At 35.2% G+C, this 16,270-nt stretch carries 16 protein-coding genes; 13 read left to right on the top strand and 3 right to left on the bottom strand.

The annotated features are described in order from the left end of the window. Positions 1-147 precede the first annotated feature (147 nt). Together AC51AA_RS00900 and AC51AA_RS00895 are read left to right on the top strand one after the other, a co-directional pair. Complete coding sequence (locus tag AC51AA_RS00900) at positions 148-1,875, top strand: M14 family metallopeptidase (protein WP_500703863.1); 1,728 nt, start codon at positions 148-150, stop codon at positions 1,873-1,875. 303 nt (positions 1,876-2,178) lie between these two features. After that, positions 2,179-2,967: a hypothetical protein gene (locus AC51AA_RS00895; RefSeq protein WP_500703862.1), complete on the top strand. Its 789-nt coding sequence runs from the start codon at positions 2,179-2,181 to the stop codon at positions 2,965-2,967. Between the two features lie 53 nt (positions 2,968-3,020). Here the strand turns inward: AC51AA_RS00895 and AC51AA_RS00890 are convergent, their stop codons facing one another. After that, positions 3,021-3,629: an NUDIX hydrolase gene (locus AC51AA_RS00890; protein WP_500703861.1), complete on the bottom strand. Its 609-nt coding sequence runs from the start codon at positions 3,627-3,629 to the stop codon at positions 3,021-3,023. A 7-nt stretch (positions 3,630-3,636) separates the two neighbouring features. Here AC51AA_RS00890 and pyrE point away from each other — a divergent pair, with 7 nt between their 5' ends. From pyrE to AC51AA_RS00875, 3 genes are all read left to right on the top strand, one after another. Beyond that, positions 3,637-4,281, top strand: a complete 645-nt coding sequence (pyrE, locus tag AC51AA_RS00885) for an orotate phosphoribosyltransferase (RefSeq protein WP_500703860.1) — start codon at positions 3,637-3,639, stop codon at positions 4,279-4,281. Between the two features lie 122 nt (positions 4,282-4,403). Beyond that, on the top strand, positions 4,404-4,796 hold the full coding sequence (locus AC51AA_RS00880) for an SRPBCC family protein (RefSeq protein ID WP_500703859.1): 393 nt from the start codon (positions 4,404-4,406) through the stop codon (positions 4,794-4,796). 232 nt (positions 4,797-5,028) lie between these two features. Continuing rightward, positions 5,029-5,685 (top strand): hypothetical protein, encoded by a 657-nt coding sequence (locus AC51AA_RS00875; protein WP_500703858.1) that lies wholly within the window; start codon positions 5,029-5,031, stop codon positions 5,683-5,685. Positions 5,686-5,833: 148 nt separating this feature from the next. On the opposite strand, the gene AC51AA_RS00870 is transcribed toward AC51AA_RS00875, so the two are convergent. Beyond that, positions 5,834-6,574, bottom strand: coding sequence for a biotin--[acetyl-CoA-carboxylase] ligase (locus AC51AA_RS00870; RefSeq protein WP_500703857.1), 741 nt, complete (start codon positions 6,572-6,574; stop codon positions 5,834-5,836). A 94-nt stretch (positions 6,575-6,668) separates the two neighbouring features. On the opposite strand from AC51AA_RS00870, the gene rsfS reads away from it, so the two are divergent. The 7 genes from rsfS (at position 6,669) to AC51AA_RS00835 (ending at position 12,290) form a co-directional block, all read left to right on the top strand. Next, entirely contained in the window at positions 6,669-7,040 is a 372-nt protein-coding gene (gene rsfS, locus AC51AA_RS00865; protein WP_500703856.1) for a ribosome silencing factor, read from the top strand. Positions 7,041-7,055: 15 nt separating this feature from the next. After that, a complete protein-coding gene (gene ftsH, locus AC51AA_RS00860; RefSeq protein ID WP_500703855.1) occupies positions 7,056-8,981 on the top strand; it encodes an ATP-dependent zinc metalloprotease FtsH in 1,926 nt (641 codons plus the stop codon). Positions 8,982-9,094: 113 nt separating this feature from the next. Next, positions 9,095-9,700, top strand: coding sequence for a lactate utilization protein B/C (locus AC51AA_RS00855; protein ID WP_500703854.1), 606 nt, complete (start codon positions 9,095-9,097; stop codon positions 9,698-9,700). A gap of 1 nt (position 9,701) precedes the next feature. After that, positions 9,702-10,589 carry a phosphatidate cytidylyltransferase gene (locus AC51AA_RS00850; RefSeq protein ID WP_500703853.1) on the top strand — a complete coding sequence of 296 codons (888 nt, stop codon included), beginning with the start codon at positions 9,702-9,704 and terminating at the stop codon, positions 10,587-10,589. Then, positions 10,579-11,232 carry a phosphatidylserine decarboxylase family protein gene (locus AC51AA_RS00845; protein ID WP_500703852.1) on the top strand — a complete coding sequence of 218 codons (654 nt, stop codon included), beginning with the start codon at positions 10,579-10,581 and terminating at the stop codon, positions 11,230-11,232. Before AC51AA_RS00850 ends, AC51AA_RS00845 begins: the two co-directional genes overlap by 11 nt. After that, entirely contained in the window at positions 11,233-11,502 is a 270-nt protein-coding gene (locus AC51AA_RS00840; protein ID WP_500703851.1) for an acyl-CoA-binding protein, read from the top strand. Positions 11,503-11,510: 8 nt separating this feature from the next. Further along, a complete protein-coding gene (locus tag AC51AA_RS00835; RefSeq protein ID WP_500703850.1) occupies positions 11,511-12,290 on the top strand; it encodes a superoxide dismutase in 780 nt (259 codons plus the stop codon). Positions 12,291-12,384: 94 nt separating this feature from the next. Here the strand turns inward: AC51AA_RS00835 and AC51AA_RS00830 are convergent, their stop codons facing one another. Next, positions 12,385-14,256: an alpha-amylase family protein gene (locus tag AC51AA_RS00830; RefSeq protein ID WP_500703849.1), complete on the bottom strand. Its 1,872-nt coding sequence runs from the start codon at positions 14,254-14,256 to the stop codon at positions 12,385-12,387. Positions 14,257-14,543: 287 nt separating this feature from the next. Between AC51AA_RS00830 and AC51AA_RS00825 the strand changes: the two genes are divergently transcribed. Then, positions 14,544-16,214, top strand: a complete 1,671-nt coding sequence (locus AC51AA_RS00825; protein WP_500703848.1) for an OstA-like protein — start codon at positions 14,544-14,546, stop codon at positions 16,212-16,214. Positions 16,215-16,270 lie beyond the last annotated feature (56 nt).

Genomic DNA, 16,270 nt, shown 5'->3' with positions numbered 1-16,270 from the left:
CCTTCTTTACGGCTTCTGATTTTGTTTGTTTATAGCTACTTCTTTCAAATAAGTGGAATATTTAGCAAAAAAGCACTCAAAACTTCAAAGTTTTTTAAACAAAACTCAAAATGTTTATATTTGAATCATGCTTCTAAAAACCAAATCATGAGATTTTCAACCCTCCTATTGCTACTATTTTCTGTTGTTATTTTCGGTCAAAACCATACCAAATATGCTACTTTTTTTGAGAAAGGAAACGGAAACCAATCTGCCTCTTACGCCGAAACTATCGCATACTATAAACTATTAGCAACTGATTTTCCGAGCATTCAAATCAAAGAAATGGGCCTGACCGATTCTGGAGAACCTTTACATATGGTCGTTTACAATCCTGAAAAACAATTTGATTTTGAGAAGATTCAAAAAAATAAAGCGGTTCTTTTTATCAACAATGGCATTCATGCCGGAGAACCCGATGGTATCGATGCAAGTATGCAATTTTACAGGGATTTAGCCATCGGAAAAATAAAAGCCCCTAAAAACACCGTTCTTGTTACCATTCCGGTCTACAATATTGGAGGTGCTTTAAATCGCAATTCCACTACGAGAGCCAATCAGGATGGTCCAGAAATTTATGGTTTTAGAGGAAATGGTAGAAACTATGATTTAAATCGAGATTTAATGAAATCTGATACTCGAAATACCAAAAGTTTCGTCGAGATTTTTCAAAAAATAAATGCGGATGTTTTTATTGATAATCACGTGAGTAATGGATCCGATTATCAATACAAACTGACCTATATCATGACCCAACACAACAAATTAGGGACTCTACTAGGGGATTTTATGAATAACGAGATGATGCCTGCTTTGGTGAAAGGTCTTCAGAAAAAGAAAATCGAAACAACACCCTACGTAGACTCCTTTAAAGATACACCAGACAAGGGCTTCGGGCAGTTTGTTGATAGTCCACGATATACAACTGGTTATACTTCTTTGTTTAATACCATTGGCTTTGTGGTAGAAACGCATATGTTAAAAAAGTATGACCAGCGCGTAAAAATGACTTACGAGTACATGAAATCAACCCTGGATTTTACCGATACTCATTATCAAAAAATCAAAGATCTTCGCGTAAAAAATCTCCAGCAATACCAGCCTAGAAAACCCTATACCCTAAAATGGGAATTGGACAGTACAAAAGCAACTACCTTTTCCTTTTTGGGATATGAAGCGACTTACAAAAAAAGCGAAGCCACAATCGGAAATCGTTTGTATTACGACCGAAGCAAACCCTATAAAAAAGAAGTTCCCTACATCAAAGAATTCAAATCAGTTAAAGATGTAGTGATTCCCACGGCTTATATTATTCCCCGTGCCTATTGGAATGTGATTGAACTACTGAAAAACAATACTATTTCCTATACTCCACTAAAAAATGACACCCTAATAGAAGTGGAAAGTTATAAAATTACTGACTTCAAAACGGTTCCAAATGCCTATGAAGGTCATTATCTTCATCGCAATACAACGGTCAGTTCTCAAATCGTAAAACAATCCTTTTTCAAAGGTGACTATTTGGTCTATACCAGCCAAAAAGGAGTAAAATATATACTGGAAGCTTTTGAACCCGAAGCGGTAGATTCCTTCTTTAACTGGAATTTCTTCGACACTATTCTACAGCAAAAAGAAGGCTATTCTGATTATGTTTTTGAAGACACAGCAGCAAAATTACTGCAAGACAATCCTGCCCTAAAAGCCCAATTAGAAACAAAAAAACAAACAGATACAGCGTTCGCTAAAAATGCTCAGGCACAATTAGACTGGATTTACAAACATTCTGTTTATTATGAAAAGGCCCATTTGCAATATCCTGTTTATCGTATCTTGTAACTTCAAAGAACTTACACCCGCTTTGCTTTCACTAACCAAAAAACCAACTCTATTACTCCTTGGCAAAACATGAACAAAAAATACCTTTCCTTACTCATCTTTGGCATTATTGAATCTGTTTTACTAGCCATCAGTACCTTTATTGTACCCCAAAACAGCACTATCTCCTTTTCGATATTAACCGCACTATTTTTTATAGTGAGCCCCTTCGTTTATTACTTGTTAAGCAGGAAATCACAAACTGAATTTACTTTTTGGTCTGTTTTTTATCTGACTTTTAAGGCTACTCCCTACTTGTTCCCAATGAAAGAAAACTTTTTTAAGATCATTTTTGATTGGAAAATTTACTTTAACATTGCTTTTCTCTTATTTTTGATAGTAGCCGCTTTTCATTTCATCGTCAACTTTAAAAAAAACACCAAACAGCATAACATGGAGATTCAAGACGAACACACTCTAATCTCTACTGCTTTGCAAAAAGCATTTAAGTTTAAAAAATTAGGAAAAATGATCGCCTTTGAAATTTGCTCTTTTTATTATTGCTTTTTTAAATGGTCTCCTGAAAATCCTTCTGATCACCAATACACTGGATTTAAGAATAGCGGTGTAAGTGCCCTATATATAGGCCTGATGTTTATTTCAATTGTAGAAGCCGTAGCCATACATATTTTACTTATCTCATGGAACAAAAACATCGCGATAGTATTCCTGATGTTACACCTGTATTTGTTGGTAAACTTAGTAGGCCATTTAAAAGCCATTATTTTAAGAAGACACCTTATTGTTTCTCAAAAAATTATTATTCGCTATGGCCTTTTCAATTCATTAGAAATCCCATTACACACAATTGAAAAAATAAACAAATTTGAAGGTGACTACCAAAAAAGCAAAAACTTAGTGAAGTTTGCCTTATTAGGCAATTTAGAACCGCATAATCTAGCGATCGAATTTAAAGATAAAAGAGCTATTAGTTTGCCATTTGGAATCGTAAAAAACGCCAAATCCATACTATTATACGTCGATAATGTAAACGAATTTATAACAGAAGTACAAACTGCCGACCTAGCAACGATAGCATCTAAAAGAAGCTGAATTCAACCTTTTTAATAGTGTCAAATCCAGCTTCTTTTAAGCTCCTAACTTCTTTATTCTACTTTTATCTTTTTCTCTTCTTCGAATAATAATTTAATATTCTCGTAGGAGTTTTTTAAAGCCTCTTTAATTTGTTCTGGATTTAACCAGGCCACTTTTTCGATTCCTTCTTCTAGTTGGCCTTGAGGAGTGCCCTCAAAATCAGTATGCATTTCAAACCAATGCGTGATTTTGAGTTTGTATTTACCGTTACGTTTAAAAACGTGATAGGTTTTTTGCAGTTTTTTTGTAATTCGGAGTTGGTTCACACCTGTTTCTTCTTCCACTTCTCGCATGGCAGTGGCTTCAATTTCTTCCCCTTTTTCGATTCCACCTTTTGGTAAATCCCATTTTCCATTTCTGAAGATAAATAAAACTTCTCCTTTTTTATTGTACACAAAGCCTCCACCAGCCTTATTTACAGGGATTTTAGCCTTCAGCGTCTTCATTATCTCCTTTTCATCAGGATGATACAAATAAGCTTTTTGAATTTTATTTTGAAAAATTTTGACTATAAGTTGCTCGATATCAATACTCTCTAACAAGAATAATTGAAAATTAGTCTCCCTTGAGATTTCATTTGTCAAAAAAAGTGGTTTGTCGTTCACAAAAACTTTATACATTTGTACTATGATTTTTAATAAAGATACAGCCGAAAAAACAGCCGAATTGCTTTTGCAAATAAATGCAATTAAATTGAATCCCGAAAATCCTTTTACATGGGCTTCAGGATGGAAATCGCCTATTTATTGTGATAATAGGTTAATTCTCTCATTTCCGCCCATCAGAAATTACATTCGTGATGAGTTTGCGAAAAATATTGAAAAACAATTTGGAAAGCCAGATGTTATTGCTGGTGTTGCCACTGGAGCCATTGGTGTAGGAATACTTGTTGCCGAAAGCCTTGGATTACCTTTCGTTTATGTGCGTCCAGAAGCAAAAAAACATGGAAGACAGAATCAAGTAGAGGGCTTTTTACAAAAAGGTCAGAATGTGATTGTTGTTGAAGATTTAATTAGCACTGGAAACAGTAGTTTAATGGCTGTAGAAGCCTTACGCAATGAAGGAGCTAATATCAAAGGAATGGCCGCTATTTTTACTTACGGGTTTAATGTAGCTGAAGAGAACTTTAAAAGCGCTAATATTGATTTGTATACACTTAGTAATTACGAAAACTTATTAGACTTAGCCGTTCAAAAACAATACATCACTGAGGATCAACAAACCACTCTACAAGAATGGAGCGTTAGTCCATCAACTTGGGGACAAGAGTAATTTAAATCAATGCTTTCAGGAGTAAATCCCTGATGCCGCTTTGGACTTTTACAATAAAACAATCAGATTAAAAGGGAAACCTGGCCATTTGAAATCATTTAAATTAATAAAGAAAATAAAATATGAACTTAGAGAGTCCAAAAGTTACTGTTCAAAAATCAGCACAAGATTTATTTGATTTATTGTCTGATGTTAAGAATTTTGAAAAATTAATGCCGGATAACATTGCTAAATTTGAAGTAATTGGCGAAGATGCTTTTATTTTTGGGTTAAAAGGTATGCCAGAAATAAAACTTAAAATGAAAGAGAAAACAGCACCAAGCAAAATTGTCCTAGGAGCTGCAAGTGATAAACTTCCTTTTACTTTAGTTTCCAACATTGATAGCATTTCAGATTCACAAAGCGCTGTAAAACTAGATTTCGAAGGAGAATTCAATCCAATGATGGCTATGATGATCAAAGGACCTATTGGTAAATTCATCGAAACTTTAGCCAATAACATGACTAAGCTTTAGATTTAAAAATAACATATAACCTATAGCCCGATTTCACGATCGGGCTATTTTTTTTCTATTATTAGATCTATATAAGATTTAACCTACTTCATTACCCTCTGAAATTCTCCTTTATACACTACCCAACATGAAAAAATCAGTTCATCCTTAAAAAACTACAGTTCAGTATTCTTAATTATGACCATCTAAATCATTGACCGAAGTTTGTCCTATCAAACCAAAAGCAATCGAAATGGAAACCACTATTCAAATTTTAATTTACATTCACGCCTTCTTTGGCGCCATCGGATTAACCACCGGAATCGCCAGTATCTTAGTCAAAAAAGGAAGTTTACTCCATAAAAGGTTGGGCAAGTTATTCTCCATCGGAATGATCAGCAGTACTTTGCTTTCGCTACCAATTTGCTGGCTTCCCAAACACCAAAACATCTTTTTATTCCTGATCGGATTATTCACGCTATATCTGGTTCTATCTGGAAACAGAGCCATCTCATTTAAACAGAAGACCAAGGCTGATTTTACCGATAAATTAATTTCAGGAAGCATGTTGTTCTTTTCCATCATCATGATCAGTATTGGTCTCTATTGCCAATTCAACGGCATTGAAAACGGCATATTGTTCACCTTCTTCGGCGGATTTGGCCTGTATATGACGGTAAAAGATTTCCTTTTTTTTAAAAACACCGCAGAGATGAAGAAAAAGTGGCTCTCCAAACACATTGGAAAAATGATCGGAGCCCTGATTGCCTCCGTAACTGCCTTTATAGTAGCGGGTATAGGATTAGGCAATATCATCGCCTGGATGATGCCCTCCATTTTAGGAACGATATACATAGTGTATTGGAACAGAAAAATAGCACCAAAAAAAGAACTACTCATTAAAACCTAAAGCCGTTATTAGTACCTAAAAGAAGCTGATTCCATTAATTTCGGATTGTGATCACAAGTTAGCAGCAAAAAAAACAGAATAAAAAAATATCCTCTATCAATAGACAAACTAAAAGTAGAAACTTTAAAATTACTTGTCCTATATAGGTTTAATAAAGCAGCTGAACTTCTTTAAGATCAAATTCCAAAACGGAGTCATCTTCTATGCGTATTTGAATTTTCCCAAGTGCAGAGACCCCTTGGATAATCCCCATAAAGTTAGGTCTGGAGACTTTGTCATCAAGATTTTTAAAGGGCATCGGAATCCCTTTTTTAAACAAACTATTAAAATAGTCCTCCCAAAAAACAGCAGCATTGGCTTCCCAAGCTTCGATTTTCTCTTGTATTTTTTCTGTAATCAAAATAGGCAGTTCATTTTTATCAAATCTAGCGCCCGAAATGACCGCCAAAGAAGACGCTTTTGGCAATTCATCAAAATTCGTCTGGTTCACATTCAAGCCTAATCCAACTACTGACACGATCCTGCCATCACTTTTTAGGGTATTTTCTATCAAAATGCCACCAATCTTCTTATTGTATGACATAATGTCGTTTGGCCACTTTATACTTAATTCAGGAATATTTAGCGATTTTAAGACCTCAATCACGGCCAATGAAACCACAACACTAAGATTAAAAACAGCTGTATTATCAAAAAGAAATTCCTTCACCAAGACACTCATAACTAAGTTTTTACCCGACTCAGATTGCCATTTAGCTCCCATTTGCCCCTTGCCTTTCGTCTGATTTTCAGCAGTTACTACAGTAAAATTATCTAGTTCATCTTGGCTCGCTAATGACTTAAGGAAATCATTTGTTGAATCTATGGCATCGAGTTTGATTAGTTTCATTAAAAGAATTTTAATTAACTTAATTTAATATTTTGTTAAGGTTCAAAAATAATCACAAATTTTGGTAACTTTACAAAATCATATAAAATAATTCATGGCGAAAAAGACTATTAATAATGATGTTCTATTGGCGAACATAATCAAAGGAATTGAAGAAGTAAAAGGAAATGATATTAGTATTCTTGACTTAAGAGAAATAGACACGGCAGTTTGCGACTATTTCGTTATTTGCAACGGTAACTCTAACACCCAAGTTAATGCCATTGTAGGCTCAATCCAAAAAGTTGTATCAAAAGATTTAAAAGACAAACCTTGGCATGTAGAAGGAACCGATAACGCGGAATGGGTTCTAATGGACTATGTGCACATTGTGGTACACGTTTTCCAAAAACACATCCGTGAATACTATAATATCGAAAGCCTTTGGGGTGATGCCAAAATAACGACAATCGAAAACAAATACTAAAGAAATTTTCTTCTAATGGCTAAAGATAATAATCCAAATCCGAATAAATTTAAAATAAGTCCCTGGTTAATTTATACCGCAATACTTTTAGTTTTTTTATTTATAAGTTTTGCAACAGGAGGATCAAGCTTACAAGAACCAGCTCAACTTACCTCTTCTAAATTCAATAATTTATTAGAAAAAGGTCAGATTGAAAAAGTTATTGTATTCAACAAAGCTGAAGCCGAAGTATATCTAACCCAAGCAGCTCTTAAAGATGCTGCCAATAAAAAAGTAGCTAAAGATATTTTTGACAGACCTAACAAAGGTCCTCATTATACTTTAGAAATTGGTAACGACCAGATATTTCAAACGAAATTAGAGAAAGCAGTTGGCGAAGGCAAATTGAAAGATTTTAATTTTCTACAAAAAAATAACTGGACCGATATCCTAATCAGTTTACTTCCAATTATCATCATTATTGGTGTTTGGATCTTTATTATGAGAAGAATGTCTGGTGGTGCTGGTGGCGGTGGCGGACAAATCTTTAACATTGGAAAATCAAAAGCTAAACTTTTTGATGAGAAAACAGACATCAAAACTACGTTTAAAGACGTAGCCGGTTTAGAGGGAGCTAAAGAAGAAATACAAGAAATTGTAGAATTCTTGAAAAACCCTGAAAAATACACCAACTTAGGAGGTAAAATTCCTAAGGGTGCTCTACTTGTAGGGCCTCCGGGAACCGGTAAAACCTTATTAGCAAAAGCGGTTGCTGGTGAAGCTCAAGTACCCTTCTTCTCTTTATCAGGTTCTGATTTTGTGGAGATGTTTGTTGGAGTTGGTGCTTCCCGTGTACGTGACTTGTTTAAACAAGCCAAAGAAAAATCTCCTGCTATCATTTTCATTGATGAAATTGATGCTGTAGGTAGAGCTAGAGGAAAAAGCAATATGTCAGGTGGTAATGATGAGAGAGAAAATACCTTGAACCAATTATTAACTGAAATGGATGGTTTTGGTACCAACTCAAACGTAATTGTTTTGGCTGCAACCAACAGAGCGGATGTTTTAGATAAAGCCCTAATGCGTGCTGGTCGTTTTGACAGACAAATATTTGTTGACTTACCAGATATTCGCGAAAGAGCTGAAATCTTTCAAGTACACTTAGCTCCTATTAAAAAGGTCGAAGGTCTTGATTTAGATTTCTTAGCCAAACAAACACCAGGTTTCTCTGGTGCTGATATTGCCAACGTTTGTAATGAAGCTGCTTTAATTGCTGCACGTCACAACAAAACGGCTGTAGACAAACAAGATTTCCTTGATGCTGTGGACAGAATCATTGGAGGTTTAGAAAAGAAAAATAAAATTATCACTCCAGAGGAGAAAAGAGCAATCGCCATTCACGAAGCAGGTCACGCAACAGTAAGCTGGATGTTAGAGCATGCTGCGCCTCTTATTAAAGTAACTATTGTTCCTCGTGGACAAAGTTTAGGAGCGGCTTGGTACTTACCAGAAGAGCGACAAATCGTAAGAACAGATCAAATGTTAGACGAAATGTGTGCAACTATGGGCGGAAGAGCGGCTGAAAAAGTAACTTTTGACCGAATTTCTACAGGGGCTTTAAGCGATTTAGAAAAAGTAACGCGTCAAGCTCGTGCTATGGTAACGATTTATGGTTTGAATGATAAAATCGGAAATGTTACCTATTACGATTCAAGCGGACAAAGTGAATACAACTTTTCAAAACCTTATTCTGATGAAACAGCGAAAGTTATTGATCGTGAAATTTCAGAATTAATTGAAGGTCAATACAAAAGAGCGATTCAAATTTTAGAAGAAAACAAAGACAAGCTAAATCAACTTGCCGATATTTTAATCGAAAAAGAAGTTATTTTTAAAGATGACTTAGAAACAATTTTCGGAAAACGTACTTTTGATAAAAATTTAGAAGAAGTGGTTTCCTAAAATTTAACGAAATATTTAATGTTTTTTAAAATCTTAATTCAAAATAGCCTTTTGAATTAAGATTTTTTTATCTTTGAACGTTTTCAATTAACATGTAAACTATTTCATATATAATGAATTTTTTCAAAAAAATATTTGGTTCCAGCGATGCCGCTTCCGACGAAGAAAATGAAAGTGAGTATGGAGCAAACCATACTGCAGATAGTCATTTGTCTATCGACGAAAGGTTCATTTTTAATTTCAAGAAAAATGGCGGTAAATTTTTGTATTGTGAGAACAAACAAGAAGTAGCTGAACAATTTGAAAACATTCTAGAAGAAAACGATTGGTTCGAAAGCGAAGTCTTATGTTATGAGCCAGGGCTCTTTCATTTACTAGAAGAAAACAAATTAGTTTACGGTACAACAGTAAAACCAAAATTCTTATTGGCTAGCTGTGAAAATCTGATTGCTGATGAAGGTTCTATCCTTTTCTCATCTAAGCAAATCAAACAGAACAAACCTAACGAATTACCTGCTAACATTGTGATCATTGCGACTACTAGTCAAATTCTCATGATTAAAAGCGATGGCTTAAGTGCTATTAAACGCAAATACGAAAAGGACTACCCTACCAATATCACCACTATAAAATATTTCGAAAAAGCTAAAGAAGAAGATTTTACACAATACGGAAGTGTTGCTAAAAACCTTTATTTATTGCTCTTAGAAGATCTTTAAGATGAATGAAACACTCAAGAGAACCATTTCTGGTGCTGTTTATATCGCTTTACTACTTACTTCAATTTTGTTTTCGACCGAAAGCTTTATTATCCTTTTTGGCATTTTTCTAATTATTGCGACCTACGAGTTCTGTAATCTAGTCAATATCCCTAAAGTCTTCTCGATTTTATTTGTATCAACCTTTTATTCTATTATTGCCTTAATCAGCTTTTATAGAGCCGAAACCGAGAATTACATCAATAAATACCTAAAAGAAGACATCCAAATTACAATTGATACAGATCAACTCTATACCGTATTGCTTGTCATTGCCTTGATCGTATCGGTAAAGTGCCTTGTTTTTCTTTTTGATGATTCCCAAACCATAAGCAAAGTTTCTAAATACAGCTATCTATTAGGCTATATCCTATTGCCTTTTATTTTTATCACTAAAATTTCTTTCGGGATTAAAGATTACAATCCTAAGATCATCATCGGATTATTCGTTTTGATATGGACTAATGATACATTTGCGTACCTAGTAGGTAAATCGATAGGCAAGCGCAAATTATTCGAACGCATATCTCCTAAAAAAACAATAGAAGGTTTTCTAGGTGGTGTTGTTTTTGCCGCTTTTGCGGGCTTTTTAATTTCAAAATTATACATTAAACCTAATCCTGACTTTAGCGATAAATCGATCTTAATATGGACGATCATTGCTTTAATTGTAAGCATTTTTGGCACCATTGGAGATTTGATTGAATCGAAGTTCAAACGAATCGCTGGAGTAAAAGACAGTGGAGCCATTATGCCAGGACACGGAGGTGTTTTAGATCGACTAGATAGTGTTATCTTTGTAGCACCAATTATATTTTTATTTTATCAAATTTTATATTATGTTTCATAAAGAAGGAGGCCCATCCATTTTATTAGGTACTGTATTTACAGTTGCCGTACTTTTATTAGCTGAAAAATTTATTGATATCAATTGGCTAAAAATGCTAGTTCAACTGGCAGGCTTATTGGTTTTGATTATTATTTTGCAATTTTTTAGAAACCCTAAAAGAATAGCAATTAGAAACAGTGATCACATCCTTGCACCTGTTGATGGAAAAGTAGTGGTAATTGAAGAAGTTTATGAAGGTGAATTCTTCAAAGACAAACGTCTGCAAGTTTCTATCTTTATGTCTCCAATCAATGTGCATGTTACGCGTTACGCTATGGACGGTATTATCAAATTCAGTAAATACCACCCAGGTAAGTTTTTAGTTGCTTGGCACCCAAAAGCAAGTGAAGAAAACGAAAGAACAACTGTGGTTATCGAAAATGACACTTTTGGACAGATATTATACAGACAAATTGCTGGTGCACTAGCTCGTCGAATCGTAAACTACGCTCAAGAAGGAATGCAAGTTATTCAAGGTACTGATGCTGGTTTTATTAAATTTGGTTCAAGAGTCGATTTATTCTTACCTTTAGGTACTCCAATTAACGTAGTACTCAACCAAAAAGCAATCGGCGGAAAAACCATTATTGCTACAAAAGCTTAAATGACCAAAAAAGATTTAGATACCCGCTTTTTAGAGGCCGTAGAAACTGCTTCACAAATGACTCAAGCCTCATTGCCGCAAGACGTGCAGTTAAGACTGTACGCCTATTACAAACAGGCTACTTTTGGCACAGCAGTATACAATCAATCCGAACATTTTGATTTACGAAATGCTTTTAAAACAAATGCATGGATACAAATTAGCCACATCTCCAAAGAGGAAGCCAAAGAAAGCTATATTGAAATCATCAATTCACTCACTAAAAAATAATCTTGATTATGAAGAAAAACATTGCTCTTTATAGTATTTTGCCTTCATTATTTCTATTATTTTCATGTAATGATAACAAGTTAACTGAAGTTGTAGAAGTACCCTTACCTACTAAAGACGAAAAAGTGGTTATAGGCTCTCCCAATGATGTAAAAGCAGATCCCGGTTCTTTTGAACTCACTAAACTGCCTTTTTCATACAATGCTTTAGCCCCAGCGATACGAACACTAACGTTAGAATCGCATTATTCTAAACATTATTTAACACATACTAATAATCTAAATAAAGAAATACTAAATACAGAGTATGAAAATCTGCCTATTGAAGACATCTTAAAAAAATTAGATCTAACCAATACTAAACTGCGTCAAGATGCAGGTGGCTATTACAATCACACTTTGTATTTTAATATTTTAACACCGCAAGAACAAACGCCAAAAGATACTTTAGCAAGCTCGATCAACAAAGAGTTTGGCTCTTTTGAGAATTTAACCTCTCAATTCAAAGGTCAAGCAGCAAAACAGTTTGGTTCGGGTTGGGTTTGGCTAGTGGTGGACCGTTATGGTAAACTACAAATTACCACTACCGAAAACCAAGACAATCCCTTAATGAAAAACGCCCCTATTCCCGGAACGCCAATTTTAGGAATTGATCTTTGGGAGCATGCTTATTATTTAGATTACCAAAACAGAAAAGGAAGTTATATCGATGCCTTTTATCAAATCATCAATTGGGAAAAAGTAAATGAATATTATATAGCGGCTTTAAAGAAAGTCAAAAAAGTATAACACACAAAAAAAGCTGATTTTTCAATCAGCTTTTTTTATACTCCATTGTCAGCTCCATTCGTATCGAATGAAACATTATCAGCTCCATCTAACTCTATTGCAATTCGTAAATAAAAGACTCTGAGGGAGCTATTTTAATTCTAGCTACTCCAACGCCGTTATATATCTTTAATTGAACCTGGCTCTTCTGATACAGCTGATCCGCCAAACTATACTCTCCTTCTTTCAACTGCCATTTCAAAATAAGATCCGCTGGAATTTTTAATTCAAATTCGCTCGTTTTTTCAGATGAGAAATTCACCACAATGATCAGTTTTTGACCAGCAGACCAGCGTACATAGGAATAAACCTCTTTATCATAAGCCGAATTCTCTTGACGGTTTACCTCTTGAATATCCTGAAAACTTCCCATTAAAGCCTCACTATTAATAGAGAAATTCAATAATCGCTTATAAAAATCACGCAAACTTGCTTCTGCTGCTGTTAGTTTTCCTCCATCAAATTTCCCATCATTCATCCATCGTTGGTGATTCGGAACACCAACATAGTCAAAAATAGATGTTCTTGAACGTGTTCCAAAACCCGCATTTTCATTCGCCGCCTCACCCACTTCTTGTCCAAAATACACCATGGTTGGCGATGAACTAATGGTCGTTGAAAACACCATCAAAGGTTTTCCCCGCTCTGGCGTTCCAGCAAATTCAGGGCTCGCTAAACGTTGCTCATCATGATTATCTAAAAAGTGAAGCATATGGTGCTCAATATCGGATAGGCTCTTTTGAATATCTGACAATCCATCTGGCGATGATTTTCCTCTAATAATATCTTTCAGTTTATCATAGGTTTCCACCTTATCATACAAATAATCCATTTTACCTAAGCGGATATAATTTCGGTATTCTTTAGGATTGTATACTTCAGCCAATAAAAAGGCTTTTGGATTTTTCATCTTGATCGCGGAGTTCATATAACTCCAAAATTCATAAGGCACCATCTCGGCCATATCAAAACGAAAGCCATCCACTCCCTTTGCCGTCCAATACAAAGCGATCGACTTGAACTTTTTCCAAGAATCCGGCACCTGCTTGTCTTGCCAAAAGGCAAAATGTTCTCCATATGATTTTTGATCAAAACCCGCTGGAAGTTCTGCAAAATCTTTGGAACCATCAGGACCAATACCATAATTTACCTTCACCGTTTCGTACCAATCATTTTGATCTGGTTTGGCTTTTCGAGACCCATTCCCTGTCCATTTTGCAGGGTTCTCATCAAATAAACCATCCACAAGACTGTGGCGCTCTCCATTTAAAGGTATCGCTTCAGTTGGAATCTCAAAATGGGCTTTAGGAATATAATAAAAGTTATTATCTCTACGGTATTCCAAATTTACATCATCATTAGCACCAAAATCAACAACCCCTTCAGGATTGGTTTTCCCCTCATATTTTCGCGCCAGATGATTCGGTACTATATCAATAAGCACTTTTAATCCTGCTTGATGTGTTCGGGCAATCAAAGCCTCAAACTCTTGCAACCTGTTGGCCGGATTCACGGCTAAATCTGGATTTACATTATAATAGTCCTTTACAGCATAAGGCGAGCCTGCACGCCCCTTTACCACCTCAGGATCATCATTGGAGATACCAATAGCAGTGTAATCTCGAACCAAAGCATGATGTGGAACTCCAGTATACCAAACATAAGTCACCCCTAAAGCCTTAATCTCCTCCAGTGCTTTAGGACTAAAATCATTGAATTTCCCGACCCCATTTTCCTCAATGGTTCCCCAAGGTTTATTCGTAGTGTTTTTGTTTCCAAACAAACGGGTGAAAACCTGATAAACGACAATTTTCTTATCTTTAGCACCCTCTTCTTTTACTGTACTCATTTTCAAATCTTTTGTTTTGCATCCTGAAAACAACGCTGTTGCTACCATAGTAGCAACAAAAACTCTCTTATTTATCATAATTAATGTGGGAACTAATTCTTTCCTGAATTTGAAAACTAGATCAATACTTCAGAAACTATCTACTAAAAATAGTCTAAATTTTAAACACCAAAAAGAAACCATCTTCTTTTTGTTTTAGTGCCCCCCCTAAAAAACCCCACTACAACGTAAGAGCTTCCCTAATTGTTGATAACTTAAACCCTATAGCCCGTTTCAATTTGAACTATTTATTTTGAATTATAAATTAATCCTAATATCCTTAAAGGTTCTAACCTTTTTCATAAATTTGACAAAAAATTAATCCATTGAAGAAATCACTCTTTTTCATCACGTATTGTTTACTCCTAATAGGTGTTCAAAATATTCTTGCGCAAGCACCAAAAAAAATCATTGTTGAAAATGCGGATTACTCTGAGGTCAACCAAGCATTAATGCCTGATGCGATTTTACTAACCGGAAACGTAAAAGTAAATCATGATGGTGTCGTTCTAACGTGTAACAAAGCCTACTTCTTTCAAAAAGAAAACTACCTAAAAGCCTTTGGTGATGTGCAATTAGTACAAGGAGATACCTTATTTCTCAATAGTAAATATGCCGAATACAATGGAAATCTAAAAAAAGCTTTTGCCACTGGAAATCCCGTTATGACTTCCCCTGATGCTACTTTACAAACGGACACCATTAATTTTGACCGTAACATTCAACAGGTTTTTTACAATACTAAAGGAACTATTGTCAACAAAGACAATACCTTGGTAAGCAACTCGGGGCGTTATTATGTAGCCGAGAAAAAATTTCAATTTTTAACCCAGGTTACCATTACCAATCCTAAATATGTGATCAAATCCAATCATTTGGATTATTACAGCAATTCAGGACATACCTATTTACTAGGCCCTTCTACAATTACCAGTAAGTCCAATTATATTTATACCGAGAAAGGATTTTATGACACCAAGAAAAACCTAGCCCATTTCCTGAGGAAATCGTATATAAAATACGATGACCGTCTCATTGAAGGCGATAGTTTATTCTACAATCGAAATAATGAATTTGCCTCCGCCACCCGCAATGTTAAAATTACGGATTCAATTAATCGCGGCATCGTAAAGGGCCATTATGCTGAGATTTACAAACTAAAAGATTCGATGTTTGTCACTAAAAGAGCAGTAGCCATTAACTTAGTAGAGAAAGACTCTGTTTATATTCACGGAAAAAAACTAATGGTTACCGGTAAAGAAGGAGAAAGAATCCTAAGAGCCTACAATAATGTTCGTTTTTTCAAAATAGACATGAGTGGAAAATGTGATTCCATACATTCCAATTCAAAAACAGCCTTGACCAAATTAATTGGACATCCTATTTTATGGAACGGCGATAACCAAATCACAGGCGATGTGATGCATTTAATTGGCGATAATCACACCAAAAAACTAGACTCGTTAAAAGTACTCAACAACACCTTTCTGGTCTCGCGGGACACGCTCGGCACGGGCTACAATCAAGTAAAAGGACTCAATTTATATGGGAAATTCCTAAATGGAAAATTACACGATGTCGACGTAATCAAAAATACCGAAGTGATTTACTTCATGCGTAACGATGCTCATGAACTTATCGGAATTAACAAAAATGTCAGCAGTAAAATCAATTTAATTTTAGAGAATAATGCCGTAGAAACCATTACCTTCTTCAATAAGGTAGACGGTGATATTTACCCTGAAGTAGACTTACCAGAGAACGCGCGTAAACTACGAGGTTTTGTCTGGCGTGGCGATGAAAGAATAAAATCTAAAGACGATATTTTTTCTGCTGAAGATAATGAGATGAACGACAAATTAATTCAAGAGGGTAAAGACGAAGAAGCCAAAGAGAATGTACCGATGAAAGTTCGAAAAGAGACCTTGAATTACGACAAAAAGAAACCGGCTGCAAAAGCCACTACACCTACAGCAAGCTCAAAGACCAAAAAGTAGTTTTAGTTATAACGACCGCTTTTGAGCTTTATAAGGCGAAAATGCTACACTTAAAA

The sequence above is a fragment of the Flavobacterium sp. OHVDL-2026-0007 genome (assembly GCF_059882335.1).
This window is presented reverse-complemented; position numbering and strand designations above follow the sequence as displayed.